Here is a 21,270-nt window from a genome sequence, read left to right as displayed (position 1 = left end):
AGCTATGTCGGCTATGAAAACAGCGATCAGGGATTCAACAGGCGATAAAATATTTTTGACAGCGATTTATGTCGCATTGGCTTTTGTGCTGGTAATTGTCTTATATCCGCTCATCTATATCGTAAGCAGCTCGTTCAGCAGCCCGTCGGCCGTCACATCCGGGCGCGTCTGGCTGTGGCCCGTCGATTTTTCGCTCAAGGGGTATGAGACCTTGTTCCATACCCCGCAAATCATGCAGGGCTATGGCAATTCCCTGTTTTATACGTTAGCGGGAACGTTGATCAGCGTATTGCTGACCATCATGATTGCCTATCCGTTATCGCGCAAAACCTTCTACGGGCGCAATGTGCTCATGATGCTGATTACGTTCACGATGCTTTTCAGCGGCGGCTTGATTCCGACGTACATGGTTGTAAAAGAAATGGGAATGATCGATTCACGGTGGGCTCTGCTCATTCCGAACGCCATCTGGGTGTGGCAGGTCATTATTACCAGGTCATTCTTTCAATCCTCCATTCCGGATGAGCTGGTGGAGGCCAGCGAAATCGACGGCTGCAGCGATCTGCGCTTCATGCGCAGCGTAGTCGTCCCGCTCTCGAAGCCGATCATTGCCGTGCTCGTGCTGATGTATGCCGTCGGCCAATGGAACGCTTATTTTGACGCTCTGATTTACCTCAAATCGGCGGAGCTGTTCCCGCTGCAGCTGATCCTCAGAAGCATCATCGTGCTGAACAACAGCGCAAGCTCCATGGACGCGATGAAAATGGTCGAGAGACAGCAGCTCGCCGAGCTCCTCAAATATTCGTTGATTGTCGTAGCAACGCTGCCTGTTCTGATCATCTACCCGTTCGTGCAGCGCTTTTTCGTCCAGGGGATGCTGGTGGGTTCGGTTAAGGGATAATAACTGGGGTTTATCCCCATTGATGAAAGGGGTGATTTTTATGTAGTATAGAACCCGAGCCAAAACAACCATAATCATGAGCTTTTAGTATTTTCAGGCTACTTATTCATAGGGGAGGAAATAAGTTGAAAAAGAGATTGGTAAGCTTATTCATCATCGTCACGATGGTCAGCATGTTCCTGGCAGCATGCTCGGAGAAGAATAATACAACAGGAACGGCATCCAATGCCGCAGCCGGAGCGGGGACAGGGGAAGCGGGCGCGAAGCCGGTAGAGATCAGCTTATTTGCCCAGCAGGAGCAGGGCACGGATCTCAAGACGAATAAATTTACGCAATTTCTTGAAGAGAAATTCAACGCCAAATTCAACTGGGAGATCATCCCTTACGATGGCGCCAAAGAAAAACGTCAAATCTCCCTTGCCAGCGGAGACTATCCGGAAGCGTATATGCTGACGGCTTACATCGACCAATTCTCGCAAGGCGATGTTCTGAAGTATGGCAAACAGGGCGTGCTTATTCCCTTGAACGATCTGATTGACCAGTATGCGCCGAATATTAAAGCAGCCATGGAAAAATACCCTGATTTGAAAGCGTATAACACAGCGCCTGACGGCAATATTTATGGACTTGTTGCTTTCACCCAATGCTTTCACTGTTCATATCCCAACAAGATGTGGCTGAACAGCAAATGGATGAAGCAGTTGAACCTGGAAACGCCAAAAACGACCGAGGATTTCAAAAAAGTGTTGGAAGCGTTTAAAAATAACGATCCAAACGGCAACGGCAAAGCGGACGAAGTGCCGCTTAGCGGATCGAAAGAGGATTTCGGCGTTCACGTCATCCCTTATCTGATGAATGGATTCATTTATGACGACGACCGGAATTACCTGAGTCTTGCCAGCGGAAAAGTGGACACGGTGGCTAACAAGCCGGAGTGGAAGGAAGGCCTGGCTTATATTAAATCCCTGTTCGACGAGGGCTTGATCGATCCGGGCGCGTTTACGCAAAATGCCGACACGCTCAAGAAAATCGGCGAGAATGCCGACGCGCAAATTCTGGGTGCGGCGGCAGCCATGCATCCGGCGATCTTCGTGAATACCGATGCGGGCAATAAGAATGGCAGCGATTACGATGCGATTCCTCCGCTGACCGGACCTCATGCTTCCTATGCGACTCATGATGGCGGCGGCGTTTCATCTGGCGCGAAATTCGTCATTACGAACAAGGCCAGCAAGGAAGCGCAAATCGCTTTAATCAAGATGGTTGATTACATGTTCACGCCGGAAGGCGAAACCAATGCATCAAACGGTATGAAGGGCATCGGCTGGAAGGATCCGGTGGAAGGCGAGCAGGCGCTGGGCAAGGATGTGAAGCCTCAATTTACGCTGATTCCTGCGGTAGAGGGAGCTGCTCCTTCCAATGCGGGCTGGAGCGGCATGGGACATTTCTACCAGCCCAAAGAATACCGTGACAGCTTCGTACAAGGCACGGATATTTATGCGCCGGACGGTTATGAACGCAGACTGTACAATGCGACGCTGCTGTACGAAGGCAAGGAGCCGAAGGAGCTCTTCCCGATTTGGGCACTGTGGGTAGATGCGGCGGATGCGGATGAAGCGAGCATTCTGCAGACGAACATCAAGAGCTATGTCGATCAGAGCGCGCTTCAGTTCATCACCGGCAACAAGGATCTGGACAAAGACTGGGATTCCTATGTCAAAGGGCTGGAAGATTTGAAGGTTGGCCGTTATCTGGAAATCATGCAAAAGGCGTATGACGCTTCATTTAAATAAGCTTTCATTTGCGGAGCGGGGGCTTTGTTTCAATATGAAGCCTCTGCTTCCATGATCACATCCCATATGATATCCTTTAAATCGTAAGTCCTCCCGCTCTTGTCAAGGGAGGGCTTTTTATCCAAATCATACGAAGATGAAGAAACCTGCTTCAGGAGCCAAGGAACGGCGTTAGAAAGGTGGTCAAAATGATGGAAAATCGTATCAATAATCCGGGGGAACAAGCAGGAGAATTATCCGGTGCCCCCGATAGCAGGCTTTGCCTGTGGTACAGACAGCCGGCTGAGGATTGGATGCAGCAGGCGCTGCCGGTCGGCAACGGGATGCTGGGAGCCATGATCTTCGGTGGAATGCAGCGGGAGCATATCCAGTTCAACCATAAGACCCTCTGGACGGGGTCGGCGGAATCATTGGGCAATTACCAGAGCTTCGGGGATATCTATCTGGCGTTCCCGTATGCGGAAGAGGCAGCGGAATACCGGAGGGAGCTGGACCTTGCACAGGCCGTGTCCCGCGTCAGCTACCGCATCGGAGCAGCGCGGTTCAAGCGGGAATATTTCAGCAGCAGCCCGGATGATGTGATTGTGGCCCGGTTTACAAGCAGCGAAGCGAATAAAATAAGTTTTGTCTTCAAGCTGGTTGACAGCCGGGATGGAATTATTGCCTATTCGGGAAACCGGGCCTCGCTGACAGGGAAACTGACGGTTCTTTCCTATGAAGCACAGTTTCTCATCCAAAGTGAAGGCGGTTCCATTACTTCAGACGAGAATGGAATTATCGTAAGCAATGCCAATGCCGTTACGATTCTGGCGGCGGCGGGAACCGATTATGACCCCCATTCCCCAAGTTATACGGGAACGGGACTATCCACAGCGCTTACGGAGAAAATCAATGAAGCTGCTTCCAAGTCGTACGAGCTGCTATTAGAGCGGCATAGGGACGATTACCAGGCGCTGTTCGGCAGGGTTCAGCTCAGTCTGAATGAACAGAAACCGGAAATTCCGACAGACGAGCTGCTGGCCGGATATTCCGCAGGCAAGCTTAATCCCGCATTGGAAGTACTCTATTACCAGTACGGGCGTTATTTGCTGATCAGCTCTTCCCGGGGGCTGCCGCTTCCCGCGAACCTGCAGGGAATCTGGAATAACTCCAACACGCCGCCATGGCAAAGCGATATCCATACGAATATTAATGTACAGATGAATTATTGGCCTTCCGAATCCGCGAATCTGTCCGAGATGGACAAGCCTTACCTGGACTTTATCTATAATCAGGCCATTGTTCAGCCTGTATGGCGCAGCACGGCGCAGTCGATGGGCGCAAGGGGCTGGACCGTTTATACGCAGATGAACATTTTCGGCTACTCCGATTGGCGGTTGAATAATCCCGCCAACGCATGGATGTGCATGCAGCTGTGGGAGCATTACCGGTATACGCTTGACCGTGATTATCTGGCGCGTACCGCCTATCCCGTCATGAAGAGCGCTTGCGAATTCTGGCTTGACCGCCTGGTCCTCGCTCCGGACGGCAGCTGGGTGGCGCCGATGGAATGGTCGCCGGAGCATGGCCCTGACGAGGATGGCGTCGCCTATGCGCAGCAGCTGATCTGGGATCTGCTGAGCAATACGATTGAGGCAAGCAAGGCGCTGGATGAGGATGCGGCATTCCGGGAATCGCTGGAGACGAAGCTGGGCAAGCTGGATCCCGGCGTGAAGGTTGGCAGCTGGGGGCAGCTGCGGGAGTGGAGGATGACGGAGGACGATCCGGACAACTCGCACCGCCATGTGTCCCACCTGATGGGCGTATTCCCCGGCAGGCAGATATCTCCTTCGCTGGATCCCGCTTTGTCGGATGCGGCCAAGGTTTCGCTGGAGGCGCGGGGCGACTTCTCGACCGGCTGGAGCATTGCCTGGAAAATGAATCTCTGGGCGCGTCTATTGGACGGAAACCGGGCCTACCGGCTGTTGACCCATGCCTTGAGAGTGACCACGGTATCCGAGGTGACGATGGATGCCAGCCAGGGCGGCGTCTATGCGAATTTGTTCGACGCCCACCCGCCTTTTCAGATCGACGGCAACTTCGGGGCGGTCTCGGCTGTCAACGAGCTGCTGATGCAAAGCCATCTGCATGCGGTACAGCTCCTGCCGGCTCTTCCGGACGCCTGGCCAAGCGGGCATGTGCATGGTCTGGCAGCCCGGGGCGGCTTCGTAATTGATATGGAGTGGGAGCAGGGGACGCTGAAGCAAGCGGTAATCCGCTCAAGGAAAGGGCAGCTGGCGATTATTCAGCATCCTTCTTTTGCACATCGCCAACCATCTGTCACCGATCAGTCGACAGGCTCGCAGGTCGAATATGAGTTATCGGGAGATACGCTGTCCTTCCCGACTGCCAGCGGTTCAGGCTATGTTATTTCGCTATAATGGCGAATAACCGGCAGAGCTGGGTATAACAGCTTCTTCAACAAGTGACAAGCAGATAACCCGCTTGTAACACCTGCGAAGCATCGGAAGACGTTTGCGCAAGCGGAGCTCGCACAATTATCGTTGATACAGCAAGACAAACCGCATGAACCACGACCGGATTAAAAATCCAGGGCCGTGGTTCTTTTTTTAACCCTCCTTCTGTGCCATGATAGCTATGGGGGCGATGAACCGTGTTTAAGGATTTTAAACTCATAGATGAACGTCCGGTAGCCATTCAAGTAAAGGACTACATGAAACGATTAATAATAAAAGGCGCCCTGCAGGCGGGGCAGAAGCTTCCGTCCACGCGCGAGCTTGGCGGGCTGCTGAAGGTCAGCCGCAATACGGTGATGGCGGTCTATGCGGATCTGGAGGCGGACGGCTTCGTCTATGTGCTCCAGGGCAAAGGCAGCTACGTGGCAGCGCTTGCCGATAACGCCAGTGCGGCAGCTCCATCCTGGCAGATGGACTGGACGGCCCGGTTGAACGGGAATGCCCGGCTGGCCGAGGAGCTGGATCTGATGAAGCACGGCATACGGGCGGACAGGGGAACGATTTCCTTCACCAGCATTGCGCCCGACGAGAAGCTGTTTGATCTGGATAATGTGAAGCGGGCTTTTCTGGACCGGATGTCAGTGGAGGGCAATGTGCTGCTGAATTACGGTTATGCCAAAGGCTACAAGCCCCTGATGGACTATTTGCTCCGCTACATGGATCATAAGGGAGTCGATCTGAAAGGCAAGGATATTCTCATCACGAACGGGTTTACGGAGGGCTTCGACATTGTATTATCGGCCCTGAGCAGGCCGGGCGGCTCCGTAATCTGCGAGAATCCGACTCACCATACGGCGCTCAAGAACCTCAAGCTGCACGGGTTCGACATAACCGGGATCGCAATGGAGCGGGACGGGATCCACCTCGGGGAGCTGGAGCAGGCGCTTGCGCAGCGTGCCTATGATTGCGCGTATTTCGTTCCGTCTTATCATAATCCCACGGGCATTGTGATGTCGCCGGAGAAAAGGCTTGCGCTGATGAAGCTGATGGAGCGCTATCAGATTCCGATTATAGAGGATGGCTTCAACGAGGAGCTGCGCTACTCGGGCTCTCATGTGTCGCCGCTCATTGCAGCGGCCGGCCAGGGCAACAATGTGGTTTATATCGGCAGCTTCTCCAAGGTGCTGTTTCCGGGACTGCGCGTAGGCTGGGTGCTGGCTGACCGGGAGCTGATCTATTATTTGGAAAGCGTCAAGCGGGCCCGCAGCATTCATACCTCTACGCTGGATCAGTCGATTCTGTACCAGTATCTGTACAACGGCAATCTGGAGAAGTATTTGAAGAAAGCGAGAGCCGAGTATAAACGCAAATACGAATGGACGATGCACTGCTGCCGGGAGCATATTCCCTATACCTCGCTTTCCGGAGACGGGGGGCTGCACCTGTTTGTCACATTCCCGGAGGGCTTCAGCACAAGGGAGCTGCTGGATGCATGCCGGAAGCAGGGCGTTATCTTTACGCCGGGCGATATTTTCTTCACGGACGGCGGAGGGCAGAATACGATGAGGATCGGATTCTCCCGGGTATCCGATGAGGATATCGGCAGGGGAATCCGGATGATCGGCGGGACGGCCAAACAAATGATGAGCTGAAGGGGAGCGTTTGAGAATGGAAGTTAACACGATGAGCATGAATGATTTTATCACGCCGCATGTACGGGATATACCCCTTTCGGGGATCCGCAAGTTTTTTGAACTGGAGGCAGGCAGCGATACGATATCGCTTGGCGTGGGGGAACCGGATTTTGTAACGCCTCTGCATGTCAGAGAGGCCTGCATGCGGGCATTGGCGGAAGGCCGAACGATGTATACGCCCAATGCCGGTCTCCTGGAGCTGCGCGAGGAAATAGCCGGTTATCTGGGCAGCAGCTTTCAGCTTCGGTATGACCCCGCGAGCGAGGTGCTGGTGACGGTTGGAAGCAGTGAAGCGGTTGATTTGGCCCTGCGGACATTGATCGGTGCCGGCGATGAGGTTCTTCTCAGCGCCCCCAGCTATATTGCGTATTCGCCGATTGCCAGTCTGCATGGCGGAGTCGTCGTCGAGGTGGAGACATCGGCCGAGCGGCAGTTCAAGCTGACGGCGGAGGCTCTGCAGGAGCGGATTACGCCCCGTTCCAAGGTGCTCATCGTGAACTTCCCGAACAATCCCACCGGAGCCGTCATGTCCAGGGAGGATTGGCTGCCCATTGCGAAGCTTGCGATCGCGAACAATCTGATTGTCATCTCCGATGAAATCTATGCGGAGCTGACCTATGACCGGCAGCACTTCAGCATCGCATCGCTCCCGGGAATGAAGGATCGGACGATCGTGATCAGCGGATTCTCCAAGGCATTTGCAATGACCGGCTGGCGGGTTGGATATGCCTGCGGCAACCGGGAGCTTATTGCCGCCATGCTCAAGATCCATCAGTACACCGCCATGTGCGCACCTGTGCTGGGGCAGATTGCCGCAATCGAATCGCTGCGCAGCGGCCTAGCGGAGAAGGACCGCATGATCAGCTCGTTCAAGGAGCGGCGGGGCTTGTTCGTCCAGGGGCTGCGGGAGATTGGACTGCCTTGTCATGAACCGCAGGGTGCCTTCTATGCTTTTCCTTCTATTAAACACACGGGACTCACCTCGGAGCAGTTTGCCCTGCGTCTGCTGAAGGAAGCCGGAGTTGCATCCGTAGGAGGCGGCGTGTTCGGACCGGGAGGGGAAGGCTTCATCCGCTGTTCCTACTCGGTTTCACTGCCGAAGCTGAATGAGGCGCTTGCGAGGATGGAGCGGTTCATGCGGATGCACTTCCCCCATAATAACGTTTCACCGTGTTTAGCTTAACTGTTGTACTCCATCGTTTGATTCTCCCATGGAATGGTTGTCATGATGACACCGTCCCATGGGCTTTTTTTATCCTTATAAAATTTATAAGTTTCAATGAAATGCCATTGTTCCTCCCCCCTCAGGAGCCTCGTATCCATGACCCCAAGCTCAAGGTATCCTTCTGCGGATTCCGATTATATCCGATTATTTCCGTTTATGGGACAAGACAAATGTTAAAAGTTGTCTCAATAGACTATAAAAATGTCTTAGTAGACGATGTCAGATACGTTTCAACCCCTTATTCTAAAATAGGCAAAAAGAAAACGTTTACATGTAAATTTATACTTATTTTAGGAGAATGGAGGGAGGTTGAAGAAGGATAAATAATCAAATTTTATAGTGGAATAGTGTAAGGCTGCAATAAAAAAACTCAAACATTTTCAAAAATGGAGGGCAAAAGATGAGGAAAACGAGTTTGATCATCCTCTCAATAATACTCGCGGCTATTGTATTATTAGCTGGTTGTGAGGATTCTGCAACGACTGTCAATACCCCAGCAGCCGAAGAGAACAAGACCCCCTCAGACAATGCCGACACGGAACAGACACCTGTAGCGACAGAACCGGCAGAGACGGCTGAATTGAAGGAGATTACCGAGTTCAACCAATCTCCTTTTCTGAATGACAAATCCCTGCCGCCTGTCAAAGACCGCCTTCCCAAGGATTACAAGATTACCAATGAGATGCCGGCAGGCCTGCTGAAATATGAGAATGGCACCTATGGCGGCACTTTAAGAACCATTACCTCTGCCGTAGACTGGGATGCCGATGTTTTTGTTATGAATGACGAGCCTCTCATCAACACGCCCGGTATCCTTGGAGAAGAAATAACAGGCAATGTGGTGAAGGACTTCAAGATGAGCGAAGACCAAAAGACGTTCAGCTTTGTTATGCGTGAGGGACTCAAGTGGTCGGATGGCCAGCCCGTTACAACGGATGATGTCAAATTCACAGTTGAGGATGTTCTGTTGAATACGGACATAACACCCATCTTTCCGGTTTATCTTCGTGGGGGCGGTGTTCCCGAAGGCGCGCCGTTCAAGCTTGAGATTGCGGACCAATATAACTTCAAGCTGGTTTTTGACAGGCCTTATGGCGGTCTTGCAATCCGTCTTGCCATTCAGGGCTGGAGAGGCTACTCCGAACTGCTGCAGCCGGCACATTATCTGAAGCAGTTCCATACCAAATACACACCGCTTGATAAATTGGAGCCCTTAATTAAAAAAGCGGGATTCCAGCCTGGCGAGTGGGCGAAGCTTTTCAATGAAAAGGACATTACCAGCGGGGAGCTGACTAGCAAGAAGGCCATCGGCTTTCCTGTCTTGTATCCGTGGGTTTTTGTGAAAAGTACTGAGACAACCGCTACTTTCGAGAGAAATCCTTATTATTTCAAAGTAGATACGGCAGGGAATCAGCTTCCATACATCGATAAGATTGTGAGCACCATGGTGCAGGATATTGAAATGGTCTCATTGAAAACCATTGCCGGCGAAGTGGATTTTTCCCGTGAATCGGCTGCATTGGTCAAAATGCCCTTGTATAAGGAAAATGAAAAGAGCGGCTACAAGGCTTTACTTGCCAATATGCATGTCACGCCAACGGATATTTTCCTTAACATGACCTTCGATGATAAATCCTGGCAGAGCGTTGTGCAGGATGTACGTTTCCGCAAAGCGCTCAATATGGCTCTGGACCGGGATGAGATTATCGATGCCATCTATTATGGCTTTGCCGCACCGTCCGTTATCGCTGATCCAACCTTCAATGTCGATGAAGCAAATAAACTGCTTGATGAGATGGGGATGAAGAAGGGTGCTGACGGAATCCGCACGGCCCCGGACGGCAAGAAATTTACGATTCCCTTTGAGGTAGGGGCACAGGCTCCGGATATCGTTCCCATGACACAGCTTGTTGTAGAAATGTGGAAGGCGCTGGGGTTGAATGTAACGATGAAAACCATAGACCAAGCCCTCTGGACCACCCGCAACACTGCAAATGAGCTTCGGGCGACCATGATCTGGACGCATACCCCCCTGTGGTATATGGGCGACTGGGGTATCGGAAACTGGGCGCCAGCCTGGGAAAGATGGCGGACAACTGGCGGCAAGGAGGGTGTGGAGCCGCCGGCCGAAGTAAAAGCCCTATTCACTCAAATTGATACCGCGGCGGCCGCTGCGCCGGCAGAGGCACAGAAAGTTTTTGCGCAAATCAAGGCGGACTTTGTTGAGAAGAACTGGTATTTCATCCCGATTGAAGAAGTGAAGCAGCCATTGATCGTCAATGACAAGCTGCATAATATTCCAACCGAGGAGTCCTTTGCTATTGCCGCAAACTTTAGCGGGGAGCAGTTCTGGTTCGGCAACTAGGCAGATGTCCGCATGAGAGAGCCCGGCGGGTTTTAGTAGGGGCTGGGTTCTCTCAAACATTTACCTGGAATAACAAGAGGCAGGAATGCTTGGCATGAAGGAGGAAAGTGCTTGTTAAATTATATCGGTTATCGGGTTCTTCAACTTATTCCGCTGCTGGTCGCCATCAGTATTATTGTTTTTGTCATCATTCAACTGCCGCCGGGCGATTTCCTGACCACATACATTGCCAATTTAAAGCTGTCCGGTACGGATGTGAATGACAGTGCCATTCTTAATTTGAAGCTGCAGTATGGTCTTGATGAGCCTATGTACATGCAGTATCTGGTATGGGTGAAGAATATCATTCTGCACGGAGATTTAGGGCGGTCCTTCCAATGGAACATGCCGGTAACGGAGGTGATCGGCGAGCGGTTGGCCCTGACCATGACCATATCCATTATTTCGCTTATTTTCGTGTGGATCCTCGCCATACCGATTGGCATTTATTCAGCAACAAGGCAATATTCGGTTATGGATTATATATTTACGTTTATCGGCTTTATCGGTCTTGCCGTTCCCGGTTTTCTTATCGCCTTGATCATTGTTTATGCGGTTTTTGCCCAGACCGGGATATCCATAACGGGGTTGTTCTCGCCGGAGTATCAGGATGCGCCCTGGAGTATCGATAAAGTGTTGAATATGCTCCCAAGACTCGCGCTGCCCGTCGTTGTAATCGGGATGAGCGGAACAGCAGGCCTCATCCGTGTCACCCGGGGAATGCTGCTCGATGAGCTCAGCAAGCAGTATGTGATCACAGCCAGGGCAAAAGGCGTCTCTGAACGTAAACTGCTGTTTAAATATCCAGTCCGTATGGCGGTTAATCCCTTAATCAGTACCATAGGATGGACTCTTCCCGCGCTGATTTCCGGTGAAGCGATTGTCTCCATCGTGCTCAATATGCCTACAACAGGACCGATGCTGCTCAAGGCGCTGATGTTCCAGGACATGTATCTGGCCGGCAGCTTCCTGCTCATTATTAGTGTATTGACCGTAATTGGGACGCTTCTCTCGGATATTCTGCTGGCGGCGTTGGATCCGAGGATTAGATATGGAGGAGGCACTGAATGAGCGCGATCACCCAGCTATCGAGCAGATTTCGGAGGAACAGGAAGCCAAGGCCCGACAAAAAAAGCAGGCTTGAAAATGTGGAAGTAGCCTCTCAATGGCAGCTGATGTGGTGGAAATTTAAAAAGCATAAAATGGCGGTCGCTGCAGCTATTATTCTTCTGCTCTTTTATTTGGCAGCCATCTTCTGTGAATTCCTGGCGCCAGGCGTTCCGGCCTTACGGTATCCTGAATATAAAAATGCTCCGCCGCAAAAAATCCATTTCACCGATAAGCGGGAAGGCTTCAGCCTGCAGCCCTTCGTCTATGGTCTCAAAGAAGAAATGAATGTGGAAACCTTCCGCCGCACCTTTGTTGAGGATACATCGCGGAAGTACCCGATTTCCTTCTTTGTCAAAGGCGAGCCTTATAAAATGTGGGGGTTTATTCAATCGGATATTCATCTGGTCGGCCTTCAGGATTCCAACGAGGCATTCATTCCGCTTGGTACAGATCAGCTTGGCCGGGATATGTTGTCGCGGATTATTTATGGATCCAGAATTTCTCTTTCCTTCGGACTGCTGGGTATTGTATTTACCCTTATCCTGGGGCTGCTCCTGGGCGGATTCTCCGGTTATTTGGGCGGGGTTACCGACACCATCATTCAGCGGACGATTGACTTGTTAATCTGTATTCCCACCATTCCCTTATGGATGACGCTCGCTGCGGCGCTGCCGAGGGATTGGACAGCGCTGCAAATTTACTTCGGGATGATCATCATCTTCTCCGTTATCGGCTGGACGGGTCTTGCCCGGGTGGTGCGGGGGAAAATTCTATCCCTGCGCGAAGAGGATTTTACAATGGCGGCCCGGCTCTCGGGCGCTACGGATTTACGCATTATCCGCAAGCATCTTCTTCCGTCCTTTGCCAGTTATATTATTGTCAGTACAACGCTATCGATTCCTGCGACGATTATCGGGGAAACATCGCTTAGCTTTCTGGGATTGGGGCTTCAGGCGCCAGTCGTCAGCTGGGGCGTGCTGCTGCAGGACTCGCAGAACCTGGAGACGCTTGCGCATCATCCATGGCTGCTGATACCCGCTATCTTCATTGTCATTGCCGTACTAATGTTCAATTTTCTGGGTGACGGACTGCGTGATGCGGCAGATCCCTACAAGTAGAGGAGGCTTTCCATGGTTGTTAGCGGAGATATCGTTCTGGAAGTGAAGGATCTTACCACACATTTTCATCTGGATGAGGGTATTCTGAAAGCAGTGGATGGCGTGGATTTAACGATTAAGCGGGGGAAAACGCTCGGGATCGTCGGTGAAAGCGGCTGCGGGAAAAGCGTGACCTCCCAGGCATTATTACGCATTGTACCCAAGCCGGGAAAAGTAGAAGGACAAATTCTGCTGAACAGGAAGAAGGATCATGATCAGGCCAGAGTTACGGATCTGGTCAAGCTTGATCCCGTGGGAAAGGATATCCGCGATATTCGGGGCGGCGAAATTGCTATGATTTTTCAGGAACCGATGAAGGCGTTCTCGCCCATTCATACGATTGGGAATCAGATTATGGAAGCCATAAAGCTTCATATTACCAATAATGAGGAGGAAGCTAAAGAAATTGCTATTCAGACCCTGAAAAATGTCGGGATGTCCAATGCGGAGCAGCGGATGAACGAATATCCCCATCAATTATCAGGAGGAATGAGGCAGCGGGCGATGATCGCGATGGCGCTCTCCTGCAAGCCCTCGATATTGATCGCCGATGAGCCTACAACTGCGCTGGATGTGACTGTACAGGCGCAGGTTCTGTATTTAATTAATGAGCTTAAAGCCAGGAATAATATGTCTGTCGTCTTCATCACGCATGATCTTGGGGTCATTGCCGAGATGTCGGATGATGTGGCGGTCATGTATCTGGGCAAGGTTGTGGAATATACAGATGTCGATACCTTATTCCATGGAGCGCAGCATCCGTATACAAAGGCCCTGCTTCATTCCATACCAACCATTAATAGAGTAAATGAGAGGCTTGAATCCATCGAAGGAACGGTACCTTTTCCGATGAATCTTCCGGCGGGATGCGGTTTTTATACACGGTGCAAGCATGCGATCGATGGGGTATGCAATCGGGAGGACATTCCCTTGATTGAAGTGAAGGAAGGGCATCGCGTCAGATGTGTGCTGGCTGAAGTAAACCTGGAATAAAGGAGATGAGGCAGCTGTGGAAACATTGGAACGGGTTCTGGACGTCAAGGGGATGAAGAAGTATTTTCCGATTACAAAAGGCTTTTTTCAGCGGACTGTCGGCTATGTCAAAGCGGTTGACGATGTGAGCGTGTCTATAGGTCCCGGGGAAACCTTTGGTTTGGTCGGGGAGTCGGGCTGTGGTAAAACAACCCTGGGCCGTTGTATTTTGCGGGCTATTGAACCGACCTCGGGCGAAGCGCAGTTTCAAAAGCGCAATGGGCAAATGGTCGATATTACAAAGCTCGATACCAAGAGCCTGCGTGCGATACGAAGAGATATGCAGCTTATCTTCCAGGATCCCTATTCTTCGCTTAATCCAAGAATGACCGTGCTGAATATCGTAGGGGAGCCCCTGGTATGCAATAACCTGGCCAGCGGAGACGAACTGAAGGAACGCGTTCGTGAGCTGATGGAGCTTGTCGGGCTAAACAGCCGCCACATGGAGAGATATCCCCACGCTTTCAGCGGAGGGCAAAGGCAGCGGATCGGTATTGCCCGTGCATTGGCGACGAATCCCAAGTTTATCGTGTGTGATGAAGCGGTATCCGCCCTTGATGTATCCGTACAGGCTCAAATCATTAATTTGCTGCAGGATCTGCAAGCCAAACTGAATTTAAGCTATTTGTTTATTTCCCATGATCTTGGTGTCATTCAGCATATTTCCAATCGGGTCGGCGTCATGTATGTCGGCAAGATGGTGGAAACAGCCGGCACCAGGGAGCTGTTCAACCGTCCCATGCATCCCTACACGGAAGCGCTCTTGTCGTCCAAACCGATACCGGATCCCCGGAAGAAATCCAACCGGATTATCCTTGCAGGGGAAGTGGCTAATCCCGCCAATCCTCCGTCCGGCTGTTACTTTCATCCGCGCTGCCCCTATGCCCAGGATGTTTGCAAGAAGGAAAGTCCGCCCTGGGTCAAGGTGGATGAGGGTCATTACTCCGCCTGTCATTTCGCTGGAGAACTCAGCTTGAGGGGAGTTGATCATTTATGACGCCAATTCTAATTACCATCCTTGGCTTTCTTATTCTTCTGGGACTGACCATGGCAGGTTTGCTATGGTACCTCAGAGCCATAACCGGCGTGCTCGTCGTCAGCAAGCATAAGCAGCTGGAGCGGATAGCAACGCTGAATGATATTCCTGAGCAATGGAAGGCGAAGTATAACGAACGGATTATGAAGCTGCATCAGCGAGGGGACCATGTGAAATCCCGGAAGCTGCAGGAGGCGGCAAAAAGAAGTTATGTAAGAAGACTGAGGCGGCTTTCCCTGTATTTAAGAAAAACACGGCTTGTCGATAGTGAAGAAACAAGAGCCTATACGCTTACGCTGCTCGATTCGGTCAGAATGAAGTGGGAGGATCAATCCTCCCATGGATGAGTTTTTGAAAAGGAGTAACAGGCAGGCAAAGGCGGGCATTTATTCTTATTTGCTGTCCTTCGCGACAAGTGCTCTGGGGATTTATCTGTGGTTCGAGCTGCGTGATTTGATTTCCAGTTTGCTGATCGTCTTCAATATCAATCCTTCAGCATGGCGTGCTATTGACAACTTTTCCTTTCTTTTGTTGGGTATTCTATGGCTCGCATGCGTATTCTTTGTGCAGCATGTCTATCACAAGAGCTACCTGGCAGGCTGCCTGTTCCGCCGCGTTTGTCTCGTGATCGGCATCCAGATGCTCATATGGTCTGTTATTCGGCTGATTTCCGTCCTTGTTCGATCCGTGATAATGGATGCGCTGGGCTGGACTATCCTGATCTGCATTGGAGGTGTCGGGATATCCCTGATTTATTACACCAGAAATAAGCGGACGGCCATGAATGCAGAGGAGATCAAGGGGTGATGAAATCATGCTTGCTGCTGTGAGATACCAGCGGATTGTCGACCTGGTCAATGAGCGCGGGAGTGTCCGGGTAACGGAGCTCAGCCAATTATGCCAGGTAACGGAGGAAACGATCCGCAGGGATTTGGGCAGATTGGAAAGCGAAGGCAGACTCTACCGCAGCTTCGGGGGAGCGCTTGGCATTCGAACGTATACGCCGGAAATCTCCTACAAGGAACGGGAGATAACCAATATCAAGGAAAAAAGCAAAATTGCCGAAGCGGCTATCCAGCACATCGCACCTCATGAGCGAATCGTTCTGGATGCGAGCACAACGGCTTGGTACATGTCATCGAAGCTGCCTGACATTCCGTTAACCGTCATCACCAACTCGCTCAAGGTGAGTCTGGAGCTCAGCATGAAGAAGAATATTCAGGTCTTCAATACAGGCGGTACTATGCTCTCGCATTCGTTGTCCTTCGTAGGTCCGATCGCTGAAAAAACAGTGGATGATTTCCATGTGAATAAGGCCTTTATCTCCTGCAAGGGTGTGCATCTGGAACGCGGGATCAGCGAATCCAATGAAATGCAGGCGAGGATCAAGAAAAAAATGATGCAGATGGCAGAAGAAGTGTATGTATTGGCAGACTACAGCAAATTCGACATTCAGTCCTTCGTTTCTGTAAACGGCTGGCAGGGTATTCATCATCTGATCACCGATGCCAAGACCAGTCCGGATATAATAAATCAACTAAGAGGCAAGCAGATTCAAGTCATTCAATTAATGGAGTGATCGTACAATCCGGGTGAGTGTTCACTACTCAAACTTCAGCATACTTATGCAAAGGGGAGTTGGCATGCTCAATTACTCGAATCATTCATATTTGGATGAACATAAATTACCCTTCTCGATCTCCCGTGTTTTTCTGGACCAACATAATAGTCCATCGATGCAGGAGCATGATTGTGTTGAGCTGGTTTTTATCGTACAGGGCGATGCAAGGTATATTTGTGAAGGGGAATGTTATGATATCCATACTCGTGATGTCATTATTATCAATCCGGGTGAAACTCACAGGTATGAGGTAGGGCACGGCAAACCATTTGAAATGATCAAATGCCAGTTTAACTCGGAGTTCATCCAGGAGAGTTTATTGCGGCAGCTGGAAATCACAACCTTAATGGACGGTTCATATGTTCACTCCTTGTTGAACAAAGGGGAGCGCCGCTATAATCGGTTGAATCTCAAAAAGCAGGATAGCATGCGCGCCATATCACTGCTGAATTGCATACAGCTGGAGTGGAAATTCAAGCAAGCCAACCATCATACCCTGATTAAAATTCTGGTGCTGGAGCTTCTGGTGCTGTTGTCGCGCTACAAAAGCCAGAATACATCCTTCCAGCCGGAACCCCGGCTCCAGCGGAGTAGTCACAACCGGATATTAACACGCCGGGTTAACGGCTTTCTCGAGCATCACTATGCCGAAAAATTGTCCATATCCTCCATATGCGAACTATTTAATATAAGCACGCGCCAAATGAATCGTATTTTCAAAAGAGAAACAGGACAGACGCTCACGGAGCGTGTGCATGAAATCCGCATTAACCGGGCCAAACAATATTTGATGGAAAGCGATGAGAAGGTCATTCAGATTGCGATTCTGGTGGGCTATGAGGACCCTACATTCTTTTCCAGTTTATTTCGCCGCCAGGTAGGCTGTCCTCCAGGGAAATTCAGGAAATTTTATCAAGAGCTGGGGTGAGCCCTTCCAGACGGTCCAACTTCCGTCGACGTGCAGCCGGATATTCAGATAAAGCTGTTGTCCTGGCTTAACAAAGAAATCATTCAAGGTCTTAATAGTCAATCACGTTAATCAAAGAAACGGTTTGAGCGGGAGATGATTCTCTTCCTGCTCAGGCCGTTTCTTCTTGTTTGATGAAGATTTGCCCGTCCGTCAGGGGCGGTCAAGTTTCCCAGGGAAAATTGAGTCGTCGATACTTGAGTGCTAAACTAAAAAAGAAAACACTCAAGCACGATGAGGCTCGACACGGGGGATAACGCATCGATATGTCCCGATTATGAATCAAGGAGGATGTCCTATTGAGAGCAATAATAGTTGAACAGCCCGGAGGGATCGAACAATTGAAGGCAGGGGAGTACCCGAAGCCGGTTCCCGCGGATCGCGAGCTATTGGTCCGCGTAAAAGCCACGGCCATCAACCGGGCGGATATTCTCAAGCGCAGGGGACTTTATCCGGCAGCTGCAGGCGCAAGCCCGATTCTGGGTCTGGAAATGTCGGGGGTAGTTGAGCAGGCGGGAGCAGCCTGCGAAGGCTGGAAGGCTGGCGACCGCGTATTCGGGCTGCTTCCCGGCGGAGGATATGCGGAATATGCCGTCATTCCAGGGGAGATGGCGATGCGCATCCCTGACAGGCTGTCCTTCGAGGAAGCGGCGGCCATTCCCGAAGTATTCCTGACGGCCTATCAAACCCTGTTCTGGCAGGGCGGGCTTGCGGCCGGTCAATGGGTGCTGATTCATGCAGGAGCAAGCGGAGTGGGGACGGCTGCCATTCAGCTGGCCAAGCATAAGGGGGCCAAGGTCATTGTCACTGCGGGAACCGACGAGAAGCTGGCGGTCTGCCGGAGCCTGGGCGCCGACATTGCGGTTAACTACAAGCAATCTTCCTTTGACGAGGAAGTTAAGCGGGCAACAGGGGGACAGGGAGTCCAGCTCATTCTTGATTTTATCGGCGCTTCCTACTGGGAGCGGAATATCGCCAGCCTTGCTGTCGACAGCCGGATGGTGCTGATCAGCTCGCTTGGCGGCTCCAAGGTGGAGAATGTAGACCTGGCGGCGATTTACGCCAAGCGGATCACCATCATCGGAACGCTGCTCTCCACGCGGAGCGTCGAATATAAGACGCAGCTAACGCGCGATTTTGTCCGGGATGCCCTGCCTGCTTTTGCCGACGGGAGTCTGAAACCCATTATTGACACCGTTTATCCGCTGGAGGAGGTTGGCGAAGCCCACCGGCGTATGGAAGAGAACAAGAACATCGGCAAGCTTGTGCTGACCGTGTAGGATGAAAGGTTACTGACTCAACCTCCTCCTGGCCGGGGGAGTTTTTCTTATGCGCCAGCCAGACGATGCCAGAAATTCAGCTGCAGGAGCATGATGCGGCGCTGCGTGGCGGGGTTAAGCCGTATTTGCCTAGCTCCGTAACCTGTTGTAAAGTAAATTTATAACCTCGCGGGGAAGACCCACCATTGACCATGAAAATGGAATCGCTTTCAAAAATAAGGGGCGGCTAAATGATGAAAACCAGGTTTTCCAAAACGTTCAGAAGATTTCTGTTATCCTATCTCATCATTCTGATCATTCCGAATATAGCGGGATATATCACGTATCGGACTTCTATTGACGCCGCTGAGAAGAATTCAATTGACACGAGCCTGCTGCTGCTCAAGCAAAGCAAGGATATTTTGGAGAGACGGATGGCCGAGGTGCAGAATTTCACCAGACAGCTGGCCATCAACCAGGATATCGCGCTGATCATGAATGAAAATGTAAAGAAGGACTCTTATAATATTTATGGGTTATGGAAGACCTGGCGGGATGTATCCTATTACGATAAGACCAATGATTTTCTGCAAAACTATTATATTTATCTGAACAATTATGACGTTGTGCTGACCCCGGCAACCATCTATTACCGTCCGCTTCATTATTATGAGCAAAATTATTACAGCGGTCTCTCGTTCGATGATTGGAAGAAGACGATCATTCAGACAAGCCATCAGGATACGATTCTGCCTCTGCGCTCGTATATCCGCAACAAGACGGAATCCTTCGTCATGACTTATATTCAATCCCTCCCGCTGAACAGCTTCACCAAACCGAGCGGAACGGTAGTGGTGGTCATCGATGAGTCCAAGATCAGCAGCATGCTGATGAGCTTCTCCAGCCAATACGGCGGTTGGGCGTATATAACGGACAAGGATGGGAAGCCGCTCGCTTCGGCGGGAATCGACAATGAGCAGATTGACCAGTTGGGGCTAAAGACGACGCCTGAGGAGATGGAGACCCAGGAATTCATCGATGATACGCTGCGGATAACCGTCCGCTCGGAGAGCAACGGCTGGGTCTACGTTGCCGGCATTCCGCGAAAGGCTCTGATGGAGCAGGCCGACAAGATTCAGCATATTACGTGGACGGTTACGGTTGTCGCGCTTGTGATTGGTCTATTGATCTGTCTGCTCCTGGCTTACCGCAACAGCACGCCCATCAACCGGCTCGTCCGCATTGTGCGGGAGCAAATCGGTCAAGACTCGTATGTCGCTTACAATGATTATGATTTCCTGCACGGCAATATATCGAGTCTGATAAGCGACAACCGGCTGCTGGAGACAGAATTGAACCGGCAGATTCCGCTTGTGCGGGATGCCTTCATGAAGCGGATTCTCCGGGGAGAATTCCATTCGCTGCACGAAATCCGGGCCGCCTCTTCGCAGTCGGGCACGGAATTTCAAGGCGATTACGGTTATGTCGGCATGATCCGGATTAACGGCTACAGCGGCATGAATACGGAAGAGATTCTTAATGAGCTGCAGGCCGCACGTCTCCTGATTACACAAACCATGCGTACGATTGATGCCGCAGCAGCCATAACCGATATGGATTCCGACAAAATCGCGGTGATCAGCACATTTGCCTCGGAGCCGGGCACGGAGCAGCGGAAGGATTACGAGAAGAAGATCGCCGGGCTCAGAGCGATTCTGGAAACGGAATACCGCATATCCATCTCGGTTTCCGTAGGCTCCTCCTTCCACAGCCTCTCCGATATCAGCCGGTCGTTCGAGGAGGCAAGACGGGCGATGGATTACGGGGCCGCCGCAAGCAGTGACGGCAGCATTACCTGGTATCACGAGACCTGGAAGGAAACCACAACCTATTATTATCCGATTGATCAGGAAATGCGTCTCTTGAGCGCCTTGAAGGTTGGGGAAACCCTGGAAGCCAAGCGGATCGTGGATCAGATCTTCGTACAGAACTTCGCCGAGCGCGGCTTGTCCGCGGAAATGTCGCAGCAGCTCATCGGGGAGATCAAAGGAACGATACTGAAGCTGATCGATCAGAAGGTGATTCAGGATCCGGATGAATCCGAGCACCTGAAGAACCGGACTGTTCAGATCATGCTGTCGGAAGGCGTCGAGCAGGTGCGCAGCGAGCTGGAAGAAATTATTGAACAAATCTGCGAGCTCATCGTAAGGAAGAAGACCGAAAAAGAAAATGAAACGGTGGACAAAATAAGAAAATCCGTTGAAGCAAGGTACGGAGACGCCAATCTGTCACTATACCAGATCGCCGACTCGGTTGGCAGGCCGGAGAAATATATTTCCCAGCTCTATAAAGAGCAGACCGGTGAGCCTATCTCGGATTATCTGGAGAAAGTCCGGATCAAGCATGCTTCCGGCCTGCTGTTTGACTCCAATTTGACAATTGATGAGATTGCTGCTCAGGTCGGCTATAACAGCTCTCACTCCTTTCGCAGGGCGTTCAAGCGCGTTCTGGGCGTTTCCCCCAGTCTATACCGCAAATCCACAAATGAATAACCATTCCTTATCGCGAGCCCGACCCCATCAGGTCGGGCTTTTTTCTTAAACGGTTAAGAATGA

16 protein-coding genes are annotated in these 21,270 nt (G+C 51.2%); all 16 read left to right on the top strand.

Annotation, left to right across the window (positions count from 1 at the left end):
• Nucleotides 1-4: 4 nt before the first annotated feature.
• The 16 genes from ACFOLF_RS13965 to ACFOLF_RS13890 all read left to right on the top strand — a co-directional run bounded on the left by ACFOLF_RS13965 (nt 5) and on the right by ACFOLF_RS13890 (nt 21,207).
• Nucleotides 5-901: a carbohydrate ABC transporter permease gene (locus ACFOLF_RS13965; protein WP_210044721.1), complete on the top strand. Its 897-nt coding sequence runs from the start codon at nt 5-7 to the stop codon at nt 899-901.
• 125 nt (nt 902-1,026) lie between these two features.
• Entirely contained in the window at nt 1,027-2,694 is a 1,668-nt protein-coding gene (locus tag ACFOLF_RS13960; RefSeq protein ID WP_379114653.1) for an ABC transporter substrate-binding protein, read from the top strand.
• 188 nt (nt 2,695-2,882) lie between these two features.
• On the top strand, nt 2,883-5,114 hold the full coding sequence (locus tag ACFOLF_RS13955; RefSeq protein ID WP_210044720.1) for a glycoside hydrolase family 95 protein: 2,232 nt from the start codon (nt 2,883-2,885) through the stop codon (nt 5,112-5,114).
• Between the two features lie 233 nt (nt 5,115-5,347).
• Nucleotides 5,348-6,802 (top strand): aminotransferase-like domain-containing protein, encoded by a 1,455-nt coding sequence (locus ACFOLF_RS13950; RefSeq protein WP_210044719.1) that lies wholly within the window; start codon nt 5,348-5,350, stop codon nt 6,800-6,802.
• A gap of 16 nt (nt 6,803-6,818) precedes the next feature.
• On the top strand, nt 6,819-8,027 hold the full coding sequence (locus tag ACFOLF_RS13945) for an aminotransferase class I/II-fold pyridoxal phosphate-dependent enzyme (protein ID WP_210044718.1): 1,209 nt from the start codon (nt 6,819-6,821) through the stop codon (nt 8,025-8,027).
• A gap of 442 nt (nt 8,028-8,469) precedes the next feature.
• Entirely contained in the window at nt 8,470-10,434 is a 1,965-nt protein-coding gene (locus ACFOLF_RS13940) for an ABC transporter substrate-binding protein (protein ID WP_210044717.1), read from the top strand.
• Nucleotides 10,435-10,545: 111 nt separating this feature from the next.
• A complete protein-coding gene (locus ACFOLF_RS13935) occupies nt 10,546-11,544 on the top strand; it encodes an ABC transporter permease (protein WP_210044716.1) in 999 nt (332 codons plus the stop codon).
• The gene (locus ACFOLF_RS13930; protein WP_210044715.1) at nt 11,541-12,701 is read left to right on the top strand and encodes an ABC transporter permease; all 1,161 of its coding nucleotides are present in this window, start codon (nt 11,541-11,543) and stop codon (nt 12,699-12,701) included. Before ACFOLF_RS13935 ends, ACFOLF_RS13930 begins: the two co-directional genes overlap by 4 nt.
• A 12-nt stretch (nt 12,702-12,713) precedes the next feature.
• On the top strand, nt 12,714-13,733 hold the full coding sequence (locus tag ACFOLF_RS13925; protein ID WP_210044714.1) for an ABC transporter ATP-binding protein: 1,020 nt from the start codon (nt 12,714-12,716) through the stop codon (nt 13,731-13,733).
• Nucleotides 13,734-13,785: 52 nt separating this feature from the next.
• Nucleotides 13,786-14,769 carry an ABC transporter ATP-binding protein gene (locus ACFOLF_RS13920; RefSeq protein ID WP_210044779.1) on the top strand — a complete coding sequence of 328 codons (984 nt, stop codon included), beginning with the start codon at nt 13,786-13,788 and terminating at the stop codon, nt 14,767-14,769.
• Nucleotides 14,766-15,155, top strand: a complete 390-nt coding sequence (locus ACFOLF_RS13915) for a hypothetical protein (RefSeq protein ID WP_210044713.1) — start codon at nt 14,766-14,768, stop codon at nt 15,153-15,155. Before ACFOLF_RS13920 ends, ACFOLF_RS13915 begins: the two co-directional genes overlap by 4 nt.
• Entirely contained in the window at nt 15,148-15,615 is a 468-nt protein-coding gene (locus tag ACFOLF_RS13910; protein WP_210044712.1) for a hypothetical protein, read from the top strand. The genes ACFOLF_RS13915 and ACFOLF_RS13910 overlap by 8 nt, the downstream gene beginning before the upstream one ends.
• Before the next feature lie 7 nt (nt 15,616-15,622).
• Nucleotides 15,623-16,387 (top strand): DeoR/GlpR family DNA-binding transcription regulator, encoded by a 765-nt coding sequence (locus tag ACFOLF_RS13905; RefSeq protein WP_210044711.1) that lies wholly within the window; start codon nt 15,623-15,625, stop codon nt 16,385-16,387.
• Nucleotides 16,388-16,451: 64 nt separating this feature from the next.
• A complete protein-coding gene (locus ACFOLF_RS13900) occupies nt 16,452-17,357 on the top strand; it encodes a helix-turn-helix domain-containing protein (protein WP_210044710.1) in 906 nt (301 codons plus the stop codon).
• A gap of 338 nt (nt 17,358-17,695) precedes the next feature.
• Nucleotides 17,696-18,676, top strand: coding sequence for an NAD(P)H-quinone oxidoreductase (locus ACFOLF_RS13895; RefSeq protein ID WP_210044709.1), 981 nt, complete (start codon nt 17,696-17,698; stop codon nt 18,674-18,676).
• Between the two features lie 230 nt (nt 18,677-18,906).
• The gene (locus ACFOLF_RS13890; protein WP_210044708.1) at nt 18,907-21,207 is read left to right on the top strand and encodes a helix-turn-helix domain-containing protein; all 2,301 of its coding nucleotides are present in this window, start codon (nt 18,907-18,909) and stop codon (nt 21,205-21,207) included.
• Nucleotides 21,208-21,270: the final 63 nt, after the last annotated feature.

Origin of the sequence: Paenibacillus sepulcri (assembly GCF_042647105.1) — a bacterium.
Taxonomy (GTDB): Bacteria; Bacillota; Bacilli; order Paenibacillales; family Paenibacillaceae; genus Paenibacillus_Z; species Paenibacillus_Z sepulcri.
Note: the sequence above shows the minus strand (reverse complement) of the source record. Positions and strands in the feature narration are given on the sequence as shown.

What these genes read in the sequence shown, in the direction of transcription:
- ACFOLF_RS13965 (WP_210044721.1), top strand. Translation starts at nt 5, where the DNA reads ATGTCGGCTATGAAAACAGCGATCAGGGATTCAACAGGCGATAAAATA.
- ACFOLF_RS13955 (WP_210044720.1), top strand. Translation starts at nt 2,883, where the DNA reads ATGATGGAAAATCGTATCAATAATCCGGGGGAACAAGCAGGAGAATTA.
- ACFOLF_RS13945 (WP_210044718.1), top strand. Translation starts at nt 6,819, where the DNA reads ATGGAAGTTAACACGATGAGCATGAATGATTTTATCACGCCGCATGTA.
- ACFOLF_RS13940 (WP_210044717.1), top strand. Translation starts at nt 8,470, where the DNA reads ATGAGGAAAACGAGTTTGATCATCCTCTCAATAATACTCGCGGCTATT.
- ACFOLF_RS13930 (WP_210044715.1), top strand. Translation starts at nt 11,541, where the DNA reads ATGAGCGCGATCACCCAGCTATCGAGCAGATTTCGGAGGAACAGGAAG.
- ACFOLF_RS13925 (WP_210044714.1), top strand. Translation starts at nt 12,714, where the DNA reads ATGGTTGTTAGCGGAGATATCGTTCTGGAAGTGAAGGATCTTACCACA.
- ACFOLF_RS13920 (WP_210044779.1), top strand. Translation starts at nt 13,786, where the DNA reads ATGAAGAAGTATTTTCCGATTACAAAAGGCTTTTTTCAGCGGACTGTC.
- ACFOLF_RS13915 (WP_210044713.1), top strand. Translation starts at nt 14,766, where the DNA reads ATGACGCCAATTCTAATTACCATCCTTGGCTTTCTTATTCTTCTGGGA.
- ACFOLF_RS13910 (WP_210044712.1), top strand. Translation starts at nt 15,148, where the DNA reads ATGGATGAGTTTTTGAAAAGGAGTAACAGGCAGGCAAAGGCGGGCATT.
- ACFOLF_RS13905 (WP_210044711.1), top strand. Translation starts at nt 15,623, where the DNA reads ATGCTTGCTGCTGTGAGATACCAGCGGATTGTCGACCTGGTCAATGAG.
- ACFOLF_RS13900 (WP_210044710.1), top strand. Translation starts at nt 16,452, where the DNA reads ATGCTCAATTACTCGAATCATTCATATTTGGATGAACATAAATTACCC.
- ACFOLF_RS13890 (WP_210044708.1), top strand. Translation starts at nt 18,907, where the DNA reads ATGATGAAAACCAGGTTTTCCAAAACGTTCAGAAGATTTCTGTTATCC.